Here is a 19,261-nt window from a genome sequence, read left to right as displayed (position 1 = left end):
TGAGGCGGATGAGATCGACCCGTAAACCGAGGCTGTTCTCGCGGTAGGCCCTCATGGTATCTGAGAAGTAAGGTGTGCACCGGCGCGATTCGTTGACAAACGATGCTTTTGACATTGTCAATACATCTCGAAAGATGTCGTGATCACGCGCTTTTTACATGGTAATATTTCATCAGTGTTTTCAACAGTCCTGTGTATTTTCGGACAGCGACACGGTGCCGTCAGCTTCATGCGTGAAAAAACACCTAAAGATCATAACACTACTGGCGCTGATGTAATCGAGTGGGAATGATTCGCGGTGGACCCACTGACGTCGCATCTAGAGGGCGATCTGCTCGGAGATTTATCGCGTAGGCTTCGTGATCTCGAACGGGACAGGTCGCCCCGTCTTCTGCTGGATGATCATGGAGCGCTGGCGGATGGTCCCATCGTGGGCCACCTCACTGAGGCGCAGCTTTGCGAGGTCGCAGCCTCGGAGTTTGGAAACCAGGGCGACGACATTGGCTTCCCTACCGATCGATAGCCGACGTTTGGACGAGGGCCAGAAGAAGTCTTAAATCGTTTCGGCCACGGGTGCAGACCCCGCGAAACCGCCCGACAAACTCATAGCCCCGATTCCAGGCAGCCAGTGCAACGGGATGGCGGGATCTTTCTCGCCTGAAACCCCGCCTGCAAGCCGCCTCACAACGTTTCAAAAACGCCGCGTCAGGGACAGCGACAGGTTCCTGGGTCTTTGCGGGGTGGTGACAGTCTCGGAATCTAAGAGAAACGGATTACCGTAGCCGAATGTGTCGCCGGCGGCGCCGAACAGGTTGTCGAGCCGCAGCGTCGCCGCCCAGTCCCCCCTGGCTATGCCTGCGGCCATTTCAGTGGTCCAGTAGCCGCCCATGTTGGTGATTGTCTCGGGCGTCAGTTGTTGCGTCGATCGCCCGACGTATCCGACCGATCCGCTGGCCCACGCCTGGTGTCCGAGAAGCGCGCCTTCGCGACGTGCGCTCGCGGCGCCCAATATGCGGGGGACCCCGGGCAGGTCGCCGTTGGCAGACAGGGGATAGCTGTCGTCGGCCGCGTCGAGATGGGGGTTCCCGCCCATGAAGTTGACATCGACGCGCCAGGGGCCGTCCTGCCAGACCGCCTCAGCTTCAAACCCCTCGTTGCTGCCTGATCCGATATTGGCGGTGAAGGGCAGGCCGTCGGAGGATACGCGATCTGACTGGATGGAACGCCAATCGACCACGAAAGCCGCGAGACGCAGGGCTAGGCGATCCTCGAAGGCCCGCAAGCGAACGCCGATCTCATGGCTGTTCAGGGTGTCTGGGCGGAATTCGCGATAGGGTTGGGGCCCGCCCGGCTGGCCATAGTCCCCGTCCAGCAGGACGCCCCCGTTGAAGCCGCCTACCCGATAACCCTGACTGACCTGCCCGAAAAGCAGGACGTTGTCGCGGAGCGCATACTCCACCACCGCTTTAGACACGAAGCCGTCGTCCTGCGTTTCTCCGTCAAAGGCGTCCGTGGCGCCGCGACTCAGCACGGCACGGGTGGAAGACTGGGTCGCCACATAGAAATAGCGACCGCCCAGGACGAGCTTCAGGCGCTCGTAAGGGGCCCAGCTGGTCTCGCCAAAGACTGCGCCTTCATTGGTTTCATCACGTTTCTCTGCCTCGTAGAGCGGCGTCTCGGTTTCCAAATCGAGCACCTCGCCGGTTCGATCATGGCTGTAGTGGGAGCCGTAGAGCCCGGCGATCCACCCGAAGGCGGCGGAAGGGGACGAAGCGACCGAGGCCTCGAGGGCGAAGGCGCGGATGCTGTCGGCTTCGTCATGAGCCAGCGGACCGCCGCCGCCGCCGAACCGCCAGCCGGCCGTAGTGGCGTCGTAACGACGATCCAGGTCGTGGCCCTGATAGGCGCTGGTCAGCTTGACCCGTCCCCACTCGTAGTCGCCTGTCACGGTGAGCGAGGCGCCATTGAAGTCGTTGTTGCTGGGTTCGCGCACCGACAACGCACGCTCGTAGGGATTCAGCGCTTCGAAGGCGTACTGACTGTCATCCAACTCGAGGATCTGGAACACCGAACCGAGCCGGGCCTCCCATCTTGGATTGATCCGCCAGAGGAGGCCCAGGCGCGCGCCGTTGCGAACGGTCGCGCCGGTGTTCCGCAGATCCAGGCCCGGATCGTCCACGACCCCCTGCAGCACCTCCTCGTAGACGACGGCGCGCAGGGCGAGCCGGTCCCGCAGCAGGGGCGCGTTGAGGACAAGATCGACGGAATGCCCGGGCGCGGTGTCGTCGGCGAAGGTCAGTCCTGCCGTCGCTTCGGCCTCATAGACGTCAAGCCGAGGCGCACGGCTGACCAGCTTCAGCACGCCCCCGATCGCCCCGGCGCCGTAAAGGCTGCCTTGGGGGCCCCGAAGGAGTTCGACCCGCTCAAGATCAACGAGACGAAGATCGGGATCCGGCGCATCGTAGGTCAGGCGAGTGTCGTCCAGATAGAGGCCGACCATGGCCTGGGTCTGGCCGGTCAGGGCGCTGTCGGCGAGGCCGCGCACGAACAGCTTATTTCGGCCCGGTCCCAGATTGGTGACGGTCAGTCCCGCCAGCCGGGTCGCCAGCGCGGCGGTGTCACGGCGGCCTGCGGCGTCGAACACCGCGCCGTCGACGGCCGACAGCGAATAGGGCGCACCGGCCAGGGCGATGTCCCGTTTGGTGGCGGTGACCACGATGGTGTCGAGGTCTACCGCCGCTGCCGCCGGTGGCGGGGCCCGCGCGGGCCGGGGCGGAGCGGCTGGTCTTCGTACGATCAGATAGGTCTGGGCGTCGATGCGGCGGAAGGTGCAGTCGCTCCCCGCGAGCATCAGACGCAAGGCGGTCTCCACGTCGTAAGAGCCTCGTATGGGCCTGGAGCGACCACAGGCCGCCGCCGCGCCGGCGCCGATGGACACGCCGGCCTGGGCGCCGAGCCGCAGGACTGCAGCAGGCATCGGCTGGGCGGGAATGGACAGCACGTGGGCGACGCCGGCGTGCGCGACGCCGCATCCCAGCACCGAGACCAGGCCGGCTCCTGCGGCTGCGCGACGAACGAGTGGAGACATGTCTGGCGGGCTCAGCGCGGCCTGAGTTCGATGGCTCCGTCCGTACGAGCGGCGACGACCGGAACGAAGGTCTCCAGCCGCCGAACGGTCGCCGGCTGATCGTCCAGAACGAGCACGCCGGTAAAGCGCACGTCCCCGGCTCCATCCACCGCCCTTATGGGCGTTCGGTAGGCGCGGTTAAGATCGGCGATCACCTCGGACAGCGGCCGGTCTTCATAGACCAGCCGACCGGTGCGCCAGCCGGCGGCGTCCTGGGGAGCCGCGGTCACATGCAGCGCATCGTCGTCGTCGGCGCGTGCGACCGCCTGACCGCGGGTGAGTCGCACATTGCGCGCCGGATTCTGCAGGTCGGAGACCCGCACGACCCCGCGCGAGACAGCCACGCGGGTGGTCGCATCGTCTCGTCGGATGGCGAAAGCCGTGCCCAGCACCTCGACCCGACTCTCGCCGACGATGACGCGGAAGGGCCGCTCCGGATCTCGGGCCACGTCGAAGGCGGCCTCGGCTGGCCCCATTTCGACCAGCCGTTCGCCGGAGGTCAGGCGGACAGACAGGCGGGAAGCGCCGTTCATGGCGATGGTGGAGCCGTCGGCGAGGATGACGGTGCGTTGCTCGCCCGGGGCCGTGACAAAGACTTCCGGGCGGTCGAGCAGGGACGGCGCCACGGCGATCGCGGCGACCACGGCGGCGGCCGCAGCCAGGCCGCCGCCCGCCCAGCGCCACAGCCGCGCCCCGCCGCGCTTCGTCGCGGGCCCGCGGGAGAGGCCGGGGAGCGAGGTCGGAACAGAGCGGACGACGGCGGCGTCAAGGGCCGCCCGATCCTCGTCCAGCGCCGCAAGCAGGCCCTCGGCCTCCGTAAAGGCGGCGGCATGAAGCGGGGACTGGGCCAGCCAGGCCTCAAGCGCCAGATAGTCGGCCTCCGACGCCGCCTCGCCAGCCATCCGCACCGCCCAGGCCGAGGCCTGGTCGATGACGGAGGAGGGAAGGTCGCGGGCGCGGGTCATGGGGTTCCGATCTGCGGGGCAAGGCGTCCCGGAGAGTAGACGTCGCCGCAGGCGGCGTCCCACAAGGAAAAATGGCTAAATCTCGACATCACGGCCAACCCACCTTTTCCAGCAGGCGCGCCAAGACCGTGCTGACGTATTTCTCGACCGAGCTGCGCGACACCCCCATACGCACTGCAACCTCGGCGTGGCTGAGCCCTTCGATCTTGTGCAGGCGAAACGCGTGCCGCGCCTTGGGCGGCAGCCCCTCCAGAGCGGCGGCGACCTGATCCAGTTTCAGCCGGGCCCAGGCGGCCTCTTCAGGCGACGGCGCGTCGACCACGGCGATTCCGTCGATGCTGACGCCGGCAGTGTCTGTCCATGCCTGATCGCGGTTCGCGGTTCTTCGACCGGCGCGGAGGCTGTCCAGCATGAGATTTCCGCCGATGCGGTAAAGGAAAGGCGCCGGGTTCTTCACCTCGGCGGCGGCGGCGTCTGACAAGGCCTGTAGCCGGACATAGATGTCCTGCACGATGTCCTCGGCGCGGTCTGCGGATCCCGTCCGTGCCGTGAAGAACCGCACCAGGGCAGGGCGTCGATCGAGGTAGACGGCGAGGAGTTCGGCTTTCGCGGGTTGCGCCACGTGGAAACAGACCTGTGGATACCGGACGGCGACGCCCGCCCGCCTGTTTCGAACGACGTCGGGCGTCACGCAATGGCCCGCAGAAAATTTTAAATTCCATTGAGACGTCGGCGCGACGGCGACGTCATTGACGGAGCGCCGAGCTTGCAGGTGCGTTTTACAGAGCCGCGAACGCGATGACCTCCCCCCGAAATGATTTTTCAAACGGCGCCGGTCACCGCTCGCGATCCACGCCGATAGTCCTGCTGTCGAGCCGCCCTGTCCAGGCGACGTCCGACGTGGGATCGGCGCCGCCGGACCCCGAGGATCTTCGCCGCGTACAGTTGCGACGCAAGGCCATCCTCGCCGTCGTGATCTTCGCCTTTATCGGAGCGGCGGCGGTGACCCGGCCGGTTTCGCAGGGCACGCTCTTGGAAGACGCCCTCGCGACGACGGGTCTGATGGCCATCTGCGGCGCGATCCTGGGTCGCGCCTGGTGCTCGCTCTACATCGGAGGCCGCAAAACCCGGGAGATCGTGATGCGCGGCCCCTATTCGGTCTCTCGCAACCCGCTCTATCTCTTCAGCTTTGTCGCGGCCTTCGGCGTCGGAGCGCAGACGGGCAGTCTTACCCTGTCTTTGGGCGCCGTGCTGCTGACCTTCGTTGTGCTGCGGCAGACGGTCAGGCGCGAAGAAACCTGGCTGCGCGCAACGTTTGGAGCGGAATACGATCGCTACCTGGGGGCCACGCCTCGGTTCTGGCCGCGATGGTCGGCTTGGCGCGACGAACCTCGTCTTGAGATCAGTCCAGGCCGATTTGTGACGACGGTCTTGGACGGGGCTGTGCTCATCCTGGCTGTTCCAGTGATGGCGATCCTATCCGAGGCCCAGGCTGAAGGCCTGCTTCCGGCCCTGCTGACGCTGCCCTGATCCGCCTGGCGCTGGCTGAATCCGCCCAACCCCGGGCTCCTCAACATTCCGCCGTCCCACCCGTCTTGAACGGGCGGCCGAACCCTCACGTCCTTCCCTCGAAACTGGAGATCACCATGACCAAGCCCGTTCTCGCCCTGGCGCCGCTGCTCGCCTCAGCGGCCCTGGCTGCGTGCCACACGACGCCGGCGAAGAATTCCGGATTCCTCGTCAGCTACGACGGACTGCAGGCGCCGCCGCGCAGCCTGAGCGCCTCGAACCGGCGCTTTCGTGACGACGCGGCTTCTGACGCCGTGCGTGTGGTGTTTCTTGAGCCCGCCGTGTTCGCGCCCGGCGTGGAGACGCAACTGGCGTCCGCCGACCGAGACCGAGTCCTGAGCGAGGTCGATCGACAGATCTGCTTCGAGGTGAGCGAGCGGTTCGTCATCACCCCCGTGCGGACGCCGGACAGCGCCACCGTCCGCACGGCCATCGTGCGCGTGCAACAGACGGGTCGGATCGGATCTGCGGCGAGCGCGGCGGTGGGCTTCTTCGTCCCGGTGATCGATCTGCGCGCTCCGATGACCACAGGGGGGCTGGCTGTTGAATCCGAGATGCTCGAGGCGGGCGCCGGTCGTCAGATCGCCGCCATCTCCTGGGCGCGAAACGCCCAGTACGTCGGCCGCGACTCTCCGTCCCTCTCGCGTGTCGGCGACGCTCTGCAGATGGCTGAGCCTATGGGCGACGCCGTGGGGGACGCCTTCGCCAGCAAGGCCCGGCCGGTCTCCGACATCGGTGACCCCGATCCCTGCGCCGCCTTTGGCCCGCGGCGCAATATCGCCAGGTCGGCCGCCGGCTTCGCCGTCGGTCATTTCACTGGCCTGTACCATCCAGCAATCGAGGGCGCCGGCGCCGTCGTCCGCCCGTCCGACGCGCCTCAGGGCGGCGAGACCGAGCCTCGCCTCGACGGATCCCTCGCGTCTCCCGAGGCGCGCTAGATGGGTGCGGCCGTCACAGCGACCCATCGCGCGCCGAATGTCCCGGTCGCCCTGGTGCTGAACGTCGCGGATGGGAAGGGGCTCGCATTGGTCCGTTCTCTCGCCGAGGCCGGAGTGGGCGTCGCCATCCACTTCACGGCGCGTCGCCGGGCCGTCGCTTCCTTGGTCGAGGACATCTGGGATCGAGGCGGCCGCGTCTGCGCTCTGGACGGCTCCAGCGCGGACGAGGCGGACCGGAACCAACTGCTGGGCGCCGCCCGCTTGACGCTTGGAGACGTCCATTTGGTGGTCGATGCGTCAACAGTGGGGCGATGAAGGCCGATCCCAAGGCCTCAGCGCGCCCGAGGGCGTCGCCCCAGAGGCGACGGCCGCGTCAGGTCGGCGCCGATCCCGGACGAGGCGAAACAGCGCGTTGGAGCGGGCGGAATCATGACGATCGTCGTGGACATTTCAGCCACGACCAGCGTTTCCTCCCACTGTGCCGGCCTCGTCTGTCGGTTTAGCTATCTCGCTCGATCATTCACCGGCCCACGTAGGCGGCCAATTCGTCCGGTGTTCCTTCCGGAAATGCTTCCCGCAGATAGTCTAGAAAGGCCGAAACGCGCGCGCTGAGCAGTCGGCGCGTAGGGTACAGCGCCCATAGCGCAGTGCCCGGCCCTTCGACGTCTCCCCAAAGCGCCAGCTTGCCCTCGCTGAGATCATGGCTGACGAGCGACAGGGGCAGCCGGCCGACCCCCACCCCCGCTCGTACCGCCTCGCGCACCATCATCATCGATGACAAGCCGAGCATCGGGTTCACAGGGATGCTCGCCTTGCCCGAGGCGGTCGCCACCTCCCAGGTCGTGCTTTGCCCGATGGGCCCACGCACGACTGCAGGGACCGGCGCATCGTCCGGGCGGAGCAGTTCGGGGCTGCCGACGACAACGAGGCGATCATGGAGGAACGGTCGCCCGACCAGCGCAGCGTCCGGTTCAGGATTGACCCGGATCACCAGGTCATAGGCTTCCTCGATCATGTTGACGGCCCGGTCCTCGGTCGTCACTTCCAGTCTTACGGCCGGGAATTTCATCGCAAACCCTGCGGCGAGCCGGCCCATGGCCGTCTGTGAGAAAAGCAACGGCGCGCTGATCCGCAAGCGGCCCCGGGGATTGCGCCCGCCGGACGCAATGGCGGCGGCGGCTTCGTCGAGTTCGGTGAGCAGCACGGCGGTTCGTTCGAACAACGCCCGTCCTTCCTCCGTCAGCTTCAGCGATCGCGCGCCTCGCTCGAACAGACGGACGTTCAGGCTCGCTTCCAATTCGGCCACACGACGGGACAGCGTCGCCTTCGGCCGCGCGGCCGCGCGGGCCGCCTTACCGAACCCGCCATAGCGCGCGACGAGATTGAAATCGACAATTGCGACCAGATCCATGTGTTCCACCTGCGAGACAGTCCGTCCATATAAACCATCTATCGGCCATCTCATGGATCACTAGCTTGGACATGCCAACCGGCTCAAGCCCATCAGGAGAAACCCTCATGACCATTCTCGTCACCGGCGCCACCGGCAATGTCGGCCGCAACGTCGTCGCCCAACTCGTCGCCCGCGGAGCCGACGTCCGCGCTCTCGCTCGCGATCCCGCCAAGGCCTGCCTTCCCGCCGGTGTCGACGTCGTCCAGGGCGACCTGCTCGACGTGGACTCGCTGCGCGCCGCCATGTCGGGCGTCTCCACGCTGTTCCTGTTGAACGGCGTCGTGGCCGACGAATTCACCCAGGCGTTGATCGCGCTCAATGTCGCCCGCGAGGCCGGTATCGAGCGGATCGTCTATCTCTCGGTGATCCACAGCGACGTCTACGTGAACGTGCCGCATTTTGCCGGCAAGTTCGGCGTCGAGCGGATGATCGAGGCGATGGGCATGCCTGCCACAATCCTGCGGCCTGCCTATTTCATGGACAATGAGATCCAGGTTCGCGACGTGGTGACTGGCTATGGCGTCTATCCGATGCCGATCGGCGACAAGGGCCTGGCGATGATCGATGCGCGCGATGTCGGCGAGGTCGCCGCCACCGAGCTGATCCGTCGCGAACAGGCAGGCGCGCCGTTGCCGACGATCTACCTCAACCTGGTCGGGCCCGACATACTGACCGGTACCGCCGCCGCCACCGTCTGGTCCGATGTGCTCGGCCGCACCGTCGCCTATGCGGGCGATGATACTGCGGGCTTCGAGCAGAACCTGCGCCAATTCATGCCGAGCTGGATGGCCTACGACATGCGCCAGATGGCTGAACGCTTCCAGACCGACGGCATGATCCCGGAGACAGGCGATGTTGACCGGCTCACCGCCCTGCTGGGCCGCCCGCTGCGCTCCTATCGCGACTACGTCGCCCAGATCACCGCCTAATCGACCTCAACCGAAAGCGTGGACCCAAGGAACAAGGAACCTATCATGATCTACTCGACCGCGACTGTCCCGGTGAACCCACAGGGCGAAACCCCGCTCACCCGCGACCAGGTCTGGAAGGGCCTGGAAAGCAAGGCTCGCGATGCGCGTCTCTTCTTGCCGCCGGGCCTGTGCACCCGCTGCGATGTGACCGAGGAGAGCGCCACCCATTTCGTGCGCCAGGCTACGATCGCGGGGCAGGACCTCCGCGAAATCATCACCCTCGAGCCGCTAGCCAAGGTGACCTTCTTCCAGGCGACCGGCCCGCGCGAAGGCTCGATCATCAATGAGCTGTTCGAGGATGAGGCGGGCGAACTCCAGCTCCGGTTCTATTGCTACATGGGTCTGCGCGGAAAGCAGTCGGGAGGCCCCGAGGAGCAGGCCGAGCAAGCGCAGTTCGACAGCGACAACGGCTACAGGGCCGCGCTCCTGTCGACCCTGAAGCGAACCCGCGAACTGCTGGCCGAAGGCAAGCTCTGACTTAGTGATCGAACAGGGGGCTACCCCGCTGGGTAGCCCGCCTTTCGACGCCCCCAAGGGCGTCAGCCCCTGCGGCGGCGGTCCCGGCGCCGCACCGCGGGGCTGCAGGCGGCGCGGGAGGCCTGGATGGAAGCGGGGCGCGCGCCGTCGCGGCTGGAGACGCGCGCTTTGCTGACGGTCGGCCGGGCTGGTCTCTCTATTTCGAAAGGCTTGAGGACTGATGCCCGCCCGTCTCCTCCGTCCAGGCATAGCCGAGCGGATAGAGGGGGGCGCCGAGGTCGTCGGGACGGGCCGGATCCTGGGCCCGCACCTGATCCATGGAGGCGGGCAGGGCGAAGGGCAGCCGCCCCTCGGTCTGGGCCCGACCCATAGCGACGTCCAGCACGGCGGCGTCCGATGCGCCGAACTCCCCCACCAGCAGGGTCGCCAGCGGCTTCAGCGGGGTGAGGACGGCGGGGCGGTCCAGATAGACGCTGACGACGGTCGGCTTCAGCGTCGCCACCCGTTGCAGATCGGCCAGGGCCGGATCGTCGGCGGGAAAGTCGAGGGCGCCTTCGTGCTGACGGCTGCCGAAGAAGAAGTTGGGGTGGGGCGTCTCGAACGGCGCGGCCAGGCGAAACAGCGCGAAGTCCGCCTCCTGCGCGGTCTCCACCGGAACCAGGCCGGCGGCGCGGGCCGCCTCGGGCGACACACCGTGCAAATAGACGCGCGCGCCGGGCGCGATCGGTCCGGGCAGGCGATTTTCCAGCGTCACCATGGCGCGGCGTTGGACCTGGTCGGCCATCGCCTGGCGGTCCGGCTCGGCCAGGGTCCGGGCGGCGGCGGTCGGATCGACGAAGGGATGATCGAACAGGCCGAGCTCGAACTTCAGTCTCAGCACGCGGCTGACGGCCTGATTCAGACGCGCTTCGGAGACCTGTCCCTGTCGGACCGCCTCGATCATCCGGTCCGTCTGTTCGGTGCCGCCGAACTGGTCGACGCCGGCGTTCATGCCCTTGGCGAATCTTTCGGTTTCGCTGAGATCCTCCACGCCCCAGGGCATGGCGATGTCGCCGAACCGGTGCGGGGTCGCGCCCGTGCGGCAGTTTTCGCTGCAGTCGTTGGTGATCGCCCAGTCCGACACCACCAGACCCTGGAAGCCGTAGCGGTCCCTCAGCAGGGTCGTCAGCAGGCCGTGACTGAATCCGGCGCCGACCGGCTCCAGCGGCGCGCCGTCCAGCGTGACGCCCTGCAGGATGTTGTAGGTGGGCATGACGCCCGCGACGCCGGACGCGAAGGCGCCGAGGAACGGTCTGATGTGGGTCTCCAGTTCGGCGTCGCCCAGACGTGAGAAACGTCCATAGTGATTGTGGCCGTCCCAGCCTTCCGGCGCGGCGCCATAGCCGACCCAGTGTTTGACCACCGCGGCTACGCCGTCCGAGCGTAGCCCGTTCGGTGCGCCCTGGAAGCCGACCACATAGGCCTGGACCATCCGCGCGGCGCGGTCGGGGTCCTCACCGAAGGTTCCGTTGATCCTTGACCAGCGTGGCTCGGTGGCCAGATCCGCCTGGGGCGACAGGGCCATGTGGATGCCGACCGCCCGATACTCACGGCGCGCCGCGTCGCCGAACCGCCGCACGACCTCTGCATCATCCAGCGCGGCGAAACCGAGGGGCTCGGGCCATTGCGAGAAGCCCAGCGCGGCCAGGCTGGCGCCATCGGTGCGCTGGAAATGGTTGCGGGGGTCGGTGCTGATCGTCACGGGGATCCCCAGACGTGAGCTGCTGGCCACGCTCTGAAGCTCGTTGTTCTGCGCCGCCAGAACGTCGGGCCGGGCGCTCAGACGGGTTATGACGCTATTGATGTGGCGATCGCGATTGAGGGTCTCGAACCGGGCGAGATCATAGGTCTCGCCCACGCCGCCGCCTACGCCCTGCGGCGTCGGCGCGGTGCCGTGCATGACCGCGCCGGCCTTTTCCTCTAGCGTCATGCGGGCCAGCAGGTCGGCGACGCGGCGGGCGGTGCTCAGACGATGATCCTCATAGGGATCGAGGCGCGCATTGTGATTGAGGTCGCGAAAAGTCTTTCCGTCCTGCTGGAGGACCGGCGCGGCGTCGCCGGCGGGCTGGGCGGCCGCCAGCGCGGCGGCCAGTGCCGCGGGCAGGAAGTGAGAGAGCATGGGCGACCTCATGGAGAGAGATTGTTGACAACGTTACCATCGATACTTAGCGTCAGATCGCCCGGTTGTCAGGACCGAAAGCGACAGACCTCGAAAGAGGCGGAAACAGCGCGGCGGCCGCCGCGGGGGAGACGACCATGATGAACACCACGGCCATCGCCGCGGCATTGACGCTTGCCCTTCAGTCGACCGGCGGCGGAGCGGCGCCCGTGCCCGAGGCCTCGCGCGCCCATCCCGAGATGTGGCCGGCGGCGCACAGTCCGGCGGCCATGACGGACGCCAAAACGGAAGCCTTCGTGCGTGACCTGCTGGCCCGCATGACGGTCGAGGAGAAGGTGGGCCAGACGATCCAGGCCGACATCGCCTCGATCAAGCCGGAAGACCTGCTGACCTATCCGCTCGGGTCGATCCTGGCGGGCGGCACATCCGGTCCCGGCGGCGACGACCGCGCCCCGGCCCAGGCCTGGGTCGACATGGCGGCGGCCTTCCGCGCGGCGGCGGCCCAGCGGCCCGGCGCGCGGGTCCCCCTGCTGTTCGGCGTCGACGCCGTGCACGGTCACAACAACATCTTCGGGGCAACGATCTTTCCCCACAACATCGGCCTGGGCGCCGCGCACGACCCGGACCTGATCCGACGCATCGGGACGGTGACGGCCGAGGAAATCGCCGCCACCGGCGCCGACTGGACCTTCGCTCCTACTCTGGCGGTGCCGCGCGACGACCGGTGGGGCCGCACCCTGGAAGGCTATGCCGAAAACCCGGAGGTCCAGGCCCTTTACGCCGGCGCCGTGGTGGAGGGGCTGCAGGGCGTTCTGTCCGCCGACCGACCCATCGGGCCCGAGCATGTCGTCAGCTCGGCCAAGCATTTCCTGGCCGACGGGGGGACGGACGGCGGTCATGACCAGGGCGACGCGATCATCGGCGAACGGGAACTGGTCGATATCCACCTGGGCGGTTATCCGGCCGCGATCGACGCCGGCGCCCTGACCATCATGGCCTCCTTCTCGAGCTGGAACGGGGTCAAGCACACCGGCAATCCGACCCTCCTCAGGGACGTCCTGAAAGGGCGGTTGGGCTTCGAAGGCTTCGTGGTCGGCGACTGGAACGCCCACGGCCAGCTGCCCGGCTGCACCAACACCAGCTGCCCTGAGGCGCTTGAATCGGGCCTGGACATGTTCATGGCTCCCGACAGCTGGCGCGGCCTCTACGACAATACGCTGGCCCAGGTGCGGTCCGGCCGGATTTCCATGGCGGTGCTGGACGAGGCGGTGACGCGGATCCTGCGCGTCAAGGTCAAGGCCGGGGTGTTCGAGCCGTCGCGATACGCCGTGGCGGGGGAACTCGACCGGCTGGGGGCGCCGGACCATTTGGCCGTGGCGCGCGAGGCGGTGCGCAAGTCTCTGGTCTTGCTCAAGAACGAAGGTTCGGTCCTGCCGATACGACCCGGCGCCAAGGTGCTGGTGGCGGGGGTCGCCGCCGACGACATCGGACAGGCCTCAGGCGGCTGGACGATCAGTTGGCAGGGCACGGGCAACAGCAACGCCGACTTCCCCAACGGCCAGTCGATCTGGGGTGGGCTGAAGGACGCCGTGGCCGCAGCGGGCGGTCAGGCGACGCTGAACCCCGACGGACTGTTCGAGGACAGGCCCGACGTGGCCGTCGTCGTCTTCGGGGAGACCCCCTATGCCGAGGGGCAGGGCGATGTCCGCCATCTGGACTACCGGCCGGAAAAGCCGCTCGAGATCCTGAAGCGATTGCAGGCGGCGGGGATCCCGACGGTCTCGGTCTTCCTGACGGGGCGTCCGTTATGGGTGAATCCTGAGCTGAACGCCTCGGACGCCTTCGTCGCCGCCTGGCTGCCGGGGACCCAGGGCCAGGGGGTCGCCGACGTGCTGGTGGCGGATCGGTCGGGGCGGGCCGCCTACGACTTCACCGGGCGGTTGACCTTCTCCTGGCCTCGCACGGCAGAAGGGGCTCCACTGAATCCGGGTCAGCCCGGATATGATCCGTTGTTCGCCTACGGCTACGGTCTATCCTACGCCCGGCCGGGCGTGGTCGGGGCCTTGTCCGAAGTGTCGGGCGTCGATCTTCCGCCGGTCAATCTGGATCGCTTCTTCGTCGCGGGCCGTTTCCAGCCGCCCTGGACCATGAGCATCCGCGACGCCGCCGGCTCCACTGCGGTCACGACGCCGAGCGGGGCGAGCGCTTCGGTCGCCTGGTCGCCGACGGATGGCGCGATACAGGAAGACAGCCTGCGCCTGACGTTCAACGGTCAGGCCATGGTGTCGATCGGCGGCGACCGGATCGACCTGTCGCCTCGGTCGGATCGCGCCTTGACCTTCCGCGCCCGGGTGGAGACGCCGATCAACGGCGCGCTGTGGACCGGCATGGGCATGACCTTCCTAGATCTCGCGCCCTTGACGGGACGGACGGGGGAGTGGCGCACCATCTCCATCCCATTGCGCTGTCTGGCTCAAAGCGGCGTGGAACTGAGATCGGTCGATCAACCGTTCAGCCTGATCTCGACCGCGCCGGTAACGCTTTCGCTGGCCGACATCCGTTTGTCCGACGGTCCGGCCCCCGTAACGGACCCCTGCCCGAAAAAGACCTTGTAAAGACGACTGGTAGCGTTGTCATAAGCTGAACGCAGTGCTATGGGAACGCTGTCATGCCCGAGCCGCCGTCAGAGCGGCCGGGCCGATAGGGAAGAAACGGGTTTCCGTTTTTCGACGACAGACGGTGCGGCTGACCCCGCGCCCGGCGCGTGCTCGCGCCGCAACGAAACGGAAGGCGCGTCTGGAACGCGCCAGGAGGGGAATGACATGATTAAGCTTGATCAATCGAACCAAGGACGCCGTGCGCGCTGGCTTACGGGCGTCGCGGGCGCGGTGCTGGCGACGGCCCTGCTCGGACCCGTCGACGCCCGGGCGCAAGAGGCGGCCCAGCCGCGACCCGAGGAGACCGTTCAGACCGACGACGAGGACGCCGTGACCATCGACGAAATCGTCGTCACGGCGGTCGGCACCAATATCTCCGGCGTCAAGCCGGTCGGCAGCGAAACCGTGACCCTGTCACGCGAGGAAATTCTGCGAACCGGCGTCAGCAATGTGGCCGATGCGGTGCGGACCCTGCCCCAGGTGAAGAACCTCGGCGATTTCCGGGAGGGGGGCACCCAGGGCACCGCCAATTCGCAGCAAGGCAACGCCATCAATCTGCGCGGTCTCGGCGCCCAGGCGACGCTGACCCTGGTGGACGGTCACCGTCTGGTGGCGACGGGCGCGGCGTCGAACTTCACCGAGGCCAACCAGGTCCCCCTGGCCGCCATCGAGCGGATCGAGGTGATCGCCGACGGCGCCTCCGCCCTCTACGGGTCCGATGCGGTCGCGGGCGTGGTCAACTATGTGCTGCGCAAGGATTTCGAAGGCGTCGAAGCCTCGATGCGCGTGACCAATCAGACCGGCGGAATGGAATATTCGCCCTCCTTCACCACTGGAAAGATGTGGAGCGACCTGGGCGGCATGGGCGGCGGCAATGTGTTGCTGGCCTATGAGTACACATCCCGCGACCCTTATCTGCGGTCAGAAAACCCCCTGCTGATGCAGGATCTGACCCGCTACGGCGGACCGGACAACCGGCTGAGCGGCACGTCGGCGACGGTGGCGGGCGCCGCCAACATCTATGTTCAGAACGCCGACGGATCGCAGAATACGACCCTGCCGCGCGCCGGCGCCTATACCTATTATGGTCTTCCGACAGGGAGCAATGTCGGCCTGTCGGCATCCGACCTGCTGGTGAACGAGCCGAACCTGACGGACTCGGCCTATTACACCGACTATGTGGGCGAGATGGAAAAGCATCAGGTCTCGCTGTTCGCCAACCAGCAGTTCGGCCAGTACATCGAAGCTTTCGTCCAGGCCTCGTACAGCAAGCGTGAGACCTTCTCGCGTTCGCTCAATACGGTTGTCCAGAACGTCACCCTGTCGCCGTATCTCTATGACGCCGACGGCAATGTGACCTCGACGCCGAACCCTTATTATATCAGCGACATTCCCGGCGTGGCGCCGGGGGCCGCCCTGAACGTCCAATACAGTGGAATCAAGGACTTCGGATCCAGCAATTTCGACAGTTCTTCCGAGACCTACAGCATCACGACCGGCTTCCGCGCCCTCTTGCCTTACGATTGGAAGATGGATGCGTCCTATACGTTTGGGCGGGACGAGGCCTGCAACTACTGCCAGACGGGGCTGAACCTAAATCCGACGGCTTTGCAGTACCGGATCAACACCGGCGACATCAATCCGCTGAGCAGCGAGCCTCTGACCGACGAGCAGTTGGCGATGGTGCTTGGGGACAATGTTCAGAGCAGCGGCAACGGGCTCGACGACATCGTGATGAAGTTCAACGGACCGCTGTTCGAACTGCCGGGCGGCACGGTGCGCGCCGCCTTCGGCGGAGAACGGAACGAGGCCTACAACTATAATATCAACGGCGCCAATCGCACGGCCCTGAACGAGTTCGAGTACGATACGACCGAAGCCACCAGCAAGCTTGAACGCACCATCTGGTCCGCCTTCGGCGAACTCTATGTGCCGGTGATCGGTCCTGAGATGGGCGTGCCGCTGGTGCAGAACCTGATTATCGACGCGGCCGTACGTTATGACGACTATTCCGACGTCGGCGACACCACCAATCCCAAGATCGGCGCGACGCTGGACGTCACCGACAACTTCAGTCTGAGGGGGTCGTGGGGCACGTCATTCCGGGCGCCCTCGCTGCCGGACGTCAATCCGTATGCCTTTTCCGTGTCGTACAGCTTCCCGTCGTCGAACAGCGATCCGCGCGTGACCAACGGGTTCCTGAACCTGCCCGAAGCTGGCCTGACCCTGGCCAATGTCGCGGTGGTGATGGGTTCCAATCCCGACCTCAGGCCGGAAGAAGCGACCAACTGGTCGTTCGGCGCCGACCTCGAGTTGGGCGACTTCACCTTCAACGCCACCTATTACAACATCAGCTACACGGACCGGATCGCTTCGCCGGACGCCCTCAGCGCCTATCAGGCCGGCCTCTATCCCGATTATCGGGGCTTCGCGGCCAATATCCTTCCGGTCAATAATCCTGCGACCTGCTCCAACGCCGATCTGTCCACGGCCGATCCCGTGCTACAGGAGTATCTCGGCGGGACGCTGCTCTATGGCGGGATTTCCGACTTCTGCGCGGTCAATGTCCTTGTCGATCAGCGCAGCACCAACCTCGCGGCGACGCGGCAGGACGGCATCGACGCCAGCGTCTTCTACGACCGGCGGTTCGGCGAAGTGTCGATCAACGCCTCTCTGGCGGCCAGCTGGACCATGAGCAACGACCAGCAGGTCGTAGAAGGACAGCCTTTCGAAGACCGGCTGGGCTACTACAACACCCCGATCGAATGGCGGGGCAGGGCGTCGCTCGGCGCCAACTGGCGCGAGTTCAACGGCAGTCTCTTCATCAACTACACGGGCGGCTACACCAACGATTTAGCGGTGGATTCACTGGGGAATTCCATCGATCCCCAGAAGGTCGACGCGTGGATCACCGCAGATGCGACGCTGGCCTACGCCACCGAATTCCGGTCGCCGGCGGGCGGTTTCGTCAAGGGGTTGAGGGCGTCGTTCACGATCCAGAACCTGACCGACGAAGATCCGCCCATAGTGATCACGAGCCAGTCCGCCTTCAACGCTTCCTACTCGAATCCTTACGGTCGCACCTTCAACGCGCAACTGACCGCGAGCTTCTAGGCGCCGAATCTTCCGGCGAATCCTGAGCGCCGGCCTTTTTTCATGCCGCAAACCGGGGCCACAGGCCGTCTTTGCGCGATGGGGCGAAGACGAAAAGAAAACGGCGCCGCGATGATCGCGACGCCGCCAGGTGCACGCCTTTTGGGAGGGCGCGGTCTCTATTTGGAAAGAGCAGCCTCGGCCGCCGCCTGGGTCACGTCGAGGCGCGCCTGCCACGGATCACGCCCGGCTTCGATCCCGTCATTGGTGAAGCGCATGATCGGCTGAGACTGGGCGTCGAACACCGGCCACCGCGGCAGATTCGCGCCGTTCGGATCGCCGGCGCGGGCGAAGTTGACGACATAGGCCGCGATCAGGTTCGAGGCCTCGCGGTCGGCGGCCACGACCTTGCCGGGATAACGCGCATCCAGGGTCTTGAGGAAGAACGGGATTTCCGTTGCGTGCGGTACGGCGGGCCATTCGCTCCGCATGGTTTCCGCGACATAGCCGTAGCGATAGTGCCAGACCGGTTCGCCCGCCTTGGTCTGTTCCTGAGCGACGAAGCGGGCCGGCTCGATCATGAGGGCGTCCATATAGATGGCCTGGCGGAAAGCCTCGTCCGGCGTGATGTCTCCATAGGCTTCGCGCGCGGCGTCGGGGTCCGGGAATCGGGCCAGCATCTCGTCGCGGGCCAGGGGCGGACCCCAGCCGATATCGGCCGTCACGCCGCCGATCATCAGGGGGACACGGGCCTGCTGCTGGGCGCGGAAGACGCCGTCGGCGCCGACCAGGACCTTGCCGTCGATCATCGGGCCGCTGGCGGGCGCGACGGGCCGGGTGGCCATGCCGGTGCCCTCGACGACCTTTTCGGCCGGCAGGGCGCGAAGGGCGGCCAGGGCCGGAGCATCGTCGCCCGTCACCCCCGCCCACTCGGCGAAGCCCTGGCCGTCATCCTCTGCGTCGGGTCGGCCCTCGGCGTGCAGCGGCTTGAGGCCGGAATCCATCCGGGCCGGAGCCGACATGGCGACGGCGCGATCGAACAGACCCTGGGCCAGCGGCGTGGTCATCAGGTTCAGCACCGAGCCGCCCCCGGCGGATTCGCCGATGATGGTGACATTGTCGGGGTCGCCGCCGAAGGCCGCCACATTGGCCTGCACCCATTTCAGCGCCGCGATCTGGTCCATATAGCCATAGTTGCCCAGCAGGCCGTCGTCGGCGTTCTCGGCGGTCAGGGCCGGATGGGCGAAGAAGCCGAACCGGCCCAGGCGGTAGTTGAAGCTGACGAAGACCACGCCGTCCTTGGCCATGGGCGCGCCGCTATAGACCGCCGGCGAGGCCCCGCCGTTCACCCAGCCGCCGCCGTAGATCCAGACGACGACCGGCAGTCTTGCATTCGCGGCGGCGCCCGCCGGTTTCCAGACGTTCAGATACAGGCAGTCCTCGGCCGGCGGCGTGCCCAGGGGGGCGGCGTCGGCGGCGAAGGGGATCTGCATGCAGTCGTTGCTGTAGTCCGTCGCGGGCCGCACGCCCGACCATGACCGCGGCGGCTGCGGCGCACGCCAGCGCAGGGCGCCGACCGGGGGCTGGGCGAAGGGGATGCCCTTCCATGCGGTCACGCCATCCTCGGTGACGCCGGACACCCGGCCCGAGGTTGTGGCGACGACGGGGGCGGATTGCGCCTGGACGGCCGGTGCGGCGCTCGCGGCCATGAGCAGCGCGGCGACGGATGCGGCGGCGGGACCCGGCGAAAATCGCAAGGGGGTGAAGTTCATGAGTATAGCCTCCCGATGGCGCTCTGATCGGCGCTGACAACGTTACCGGCACGCTATTCCTTTCCGCGCCATCGTCAAGTG

Annotated in this window: 13 protein-coding genes; 7 read left to right on the top strand and 6 right to left on the bottom strand. The window is 66.7% G+C overall.

The annotated features are described in order from the left end of the window. Nucleotides 1–691: 691 nt before the first annotated feature. The 3 genes from H2037_RS08935 to H2037_RS08925 form a co-directional block, all read right to left on the bottom strand. Nucleotides 692–3,088: a TonB-dependent receptor gene (locus H2037_RS08935; protein WP_292120523.1), complete on the bottom strand. Its 2,397-nt coding sequence runs from the start codon at nucleotides 3,086–3,088 to the stop codon at nucleotides 692–694. Between the two features lie 11 nt (nucleotides 3,089–3,099). After that, nucleotides 3,100–4,092 carry a FecR domain-containing protein gene (locus H2037_RS08930; RefSeq protein WP_292120520.1) on the bottom strand — a complete coding sequence of 331 codons (993 nt, stop codon included), beginning with the start codon at nucleotides 4,090–4,092 and terminating at the stop codon, nucleotides 3,100–3,102. Between the two features lie 88 nt (nucleotides 4,093–4,180). Further along, complete coding sequence (locus H2037_RS08925; protein ID WP_292120517.1) at nucleotides 4,181–4,714, bottom strand: RNA polymerase sigma factor; 534 nt, start codon at nucleotides 4,712–4,714, stop codon at nucleotides 4,181–4,183. 323 nt (nucleotides 4,715–5,037) lie between these two features. Between H2037_RS08925 and H2037_RS08920 the strand changes: the two genes are divergently transcribed. From H2037_RS08920 to H2037_RS08910, 3 genes are all read left to right on the top strand, one after another. Beyond that, complete coding sequence (locus H2037_RS08920) at nucleotides 5,038–5,622, top strand: isoprenylcysteine carboxylmethyltransferase family protein (protein WP_292120515.1); 585 nt, start codon at nucleotides 5,038–5,040, stop codon at nucleotides 5,620–5,622. Nucleotides 5,623–5,738: 116 nt separating this feature from the next. Beyond that, nucleotides 5,739–6,599, top strand: a complete 861-nt coding sequence (locus tag H2037_RS08915) for a DUF3313 family protein (protein WP_292120513.1) — start codon at nucleotides 5,739–5,741, stop codon at nucleotides 6,597–6,599. Then, a complete protein-coding gene (locus H2037_RS08910) occupies nucleotides 6,600–6,914 on the top strand; it encodes a hypothetical protein (protein ID WP_292120510.1) in 315 nt (104 codons plus the stop codon). A 205-nt stretch (nucleotides 6,915–7,119) separates the two neighbouring features. On the opposite strand, the gene H2037_RS08905 is transcribed toward H2037_RS08910, so the two are convergent. Next, entirely contained in the window at nucleotides 7,120–8,010 is an 891-nt protein-coding gene (locus H2037_RS08905) for a LysR family transcriptional regulator (RefSeq protein WP_292120508.1), read from the bottom strand. Between the two features lie 107 nt (nucleotides 8,011–8,117). On the opposite strand from H2037_RS08905, the gene H2037_RS08900 reads away from it, so the two are divergent. Together H2037_RS08900 and H2037_RS08895 are read left to right on the top strand one after the other, a co-directional pair. Further along, nucleotides 8,118–8,981, top strand: a complete 864-nt coding sequence (locus H2037_RS08900; RefSeq protein ID WP_292120505.1) for an NmrA/HSCARG family protein — start codon at nucleotides 8,118–8,120, stop codon at nucleotides 8,979–8,981. A gap of 45 nt (nucleotides 8,982–9,026) precedes the next feature. Next, the gene (locus H2037_RS08895; RefSeq protein WP_292120502.1) at nucleotides 9,027–9,500 is read left to right on the top strand and encodes an AtaL-like protein; all 474 of its coding nucleotides are present in this window, start codon (nucleotides 9,027–9,029) and stop codon (nucleotides 9,498–9,500) included. Nucleotides 9,501–9,696: 196 nt separating this feature from the next. On the opposite strand, the gene H2037_RS08890 is transcribed toward H2037_RS08895, so the two are convergent. Continuing rightward, entirely contained in the window at nucleotides 9,697–11,658 is a 1,962-nt protein-coding gene (locus H2037_RS08890; protein WP_292120499.1) for a glycoside hydrolase family 3 N-terminal domain-containing protein, read from the bottom strand. A 140-nt stretch (nucleotides 11,659–11,798) separates the two neighbouring features. On the opposite strand from H2037_RS08890, the gene H2037_RS08885 reads away from it, so the two are divergent. Together H2037_RS08885 and H2037_RS08880 are read left to right on the top strand one after the other, a co-directional pair. Beyond that, entirely contained in the window at nucleotides 11,799–14,273 is a 2,475-nt protein-coding gene (locus H2037_RS08885) for a glycoside hydrolase family 3 protein (protein ID WP_292120689.1), read from the top strand. 207 nt (nucleotides 14,274–14,480) lie between these two features. Then, nucleotides 14,481–17,429, top strand: coding sequence for a TonB-dependent receptor (locus H2037_RS08880; RefSeq protein ID WP_292120497.1), 2,949 nt, complete (start codon nucleotides 14,481–14,483; stop codon nucleotides 17,427–17,429). A 158-nt stretch (nucleotides 17,430–17,587) separates the two neighbouring features. On the opposite strand, the gene H2037_RS08875 is transcribed toward H2037_RS08880, so the two are convergent. Next, nucleotides 17,588–19,180, bottom strand: coding sequence for a carboxylesterase family protein (locus H2037_RS08875; RefSeq protein ID WP_292120494.1), 1,593 nt, complete (start codon nucleotides 19,178–19,180; stop codon nucleotides 17,588–17,590). Nucleotides 19,181–19,261: the final 81 nt, after the last annotated feature.

It is taken from the genome of Brevundimonas sp., assembly GCF_013912065.1.
Taxonomy (GTDB): Bacteria; Pseudomonadota; Alphaproteobacteria; order Caulobacterales; family Caulobacteraceae; genus Brevundimonas.
Note: the sequence above shows the minus strand (reverse complement) of the source record. Positions and strands in the feature narration are given on the sequence as shown.

Excerpts from the sequence above, each read along its gene's own strand:
- H2037_RS08935 (WP_292120523.1), bottom strand. The coding sequence starts at position 3,088 with ATGTCTCCACTCGTTCGTCGCGCAGCCGCAGGAGCCGGCCTGGTCTCG.
- H2037_RS08930 (WP_292120520.1), bottom strand. The coding sequence starts at position 4,092 with ATGACCCGCGCCCGCGACCTTCCCTCCTCCGTCATCGACCAGGCCTCG.
- H2037_RS08915 (WP_292120513.1), top strand. The coding sequence starts at position 5,739 with ATGACCAAGCCCGTTCTCGCCCTGGCGCCGCTGCTCGCCTCAGCGGCC.
- H2037_RS08910 (WP_292120510.1), top strand. The coding sequence starts at position 6,600 with ATGGGTGCGGCCGTCACAGCGACCCATCGCGCGCCGAATGTCCCGGTC.
- H2037_RS08905 (WP_292120508.1), bottom strand. The coding sequence starts at position 8,010 with ATGGATCTGGTCGCAATTGTCGATTTCAATCTCGTCGCGCGCTATGGC.
- H2037_RS08900 (WP_292120505.1), top strand. The coding sequence starts at position 8,118 with ATGACCATTCTCGTCACCGGCGCCACCGGCAATGTCGGCCGCAACGTC.
- H2037_RS08895 (WP_292120502.1), top strand. The coding sequence starts at position 9,027 with ATGATCTACTCGACCGCGACTGTCCCGGTGAACCCACAGGGCGAAACC.
- H2037_RS08890 (WP_292120499.1), bottom strand. The coding sequence starts at position 11,658 with ATGCTCTCTCACTTCCTGCCCGCGGCACTGGCCGCCGCGCTGGCGGCC.
- H2037_RS08885 (WP_292120689.1), top strand. The coding sequence starts at position 11,799 with ATGAACACCACGGCCATCGCCGCGGCATTGACGCTTGCCCTTCAGTCG.
- H2037_RS08880 (WP_292120497.1), top strand. The coding sequence starts at position 14,481 with ATGATTAAGCTTGATCAATCGAACCAAGGACGCCGTGCGCGCTGGCTT.
- H2037_RS08875 (WP_292120494.1), bottom strand. The coding sequence starts at position 19,180 with ATGAACTTCACCCCCTTGCGATTTTCGCCGGGTCCCGCCGCCGCATCC.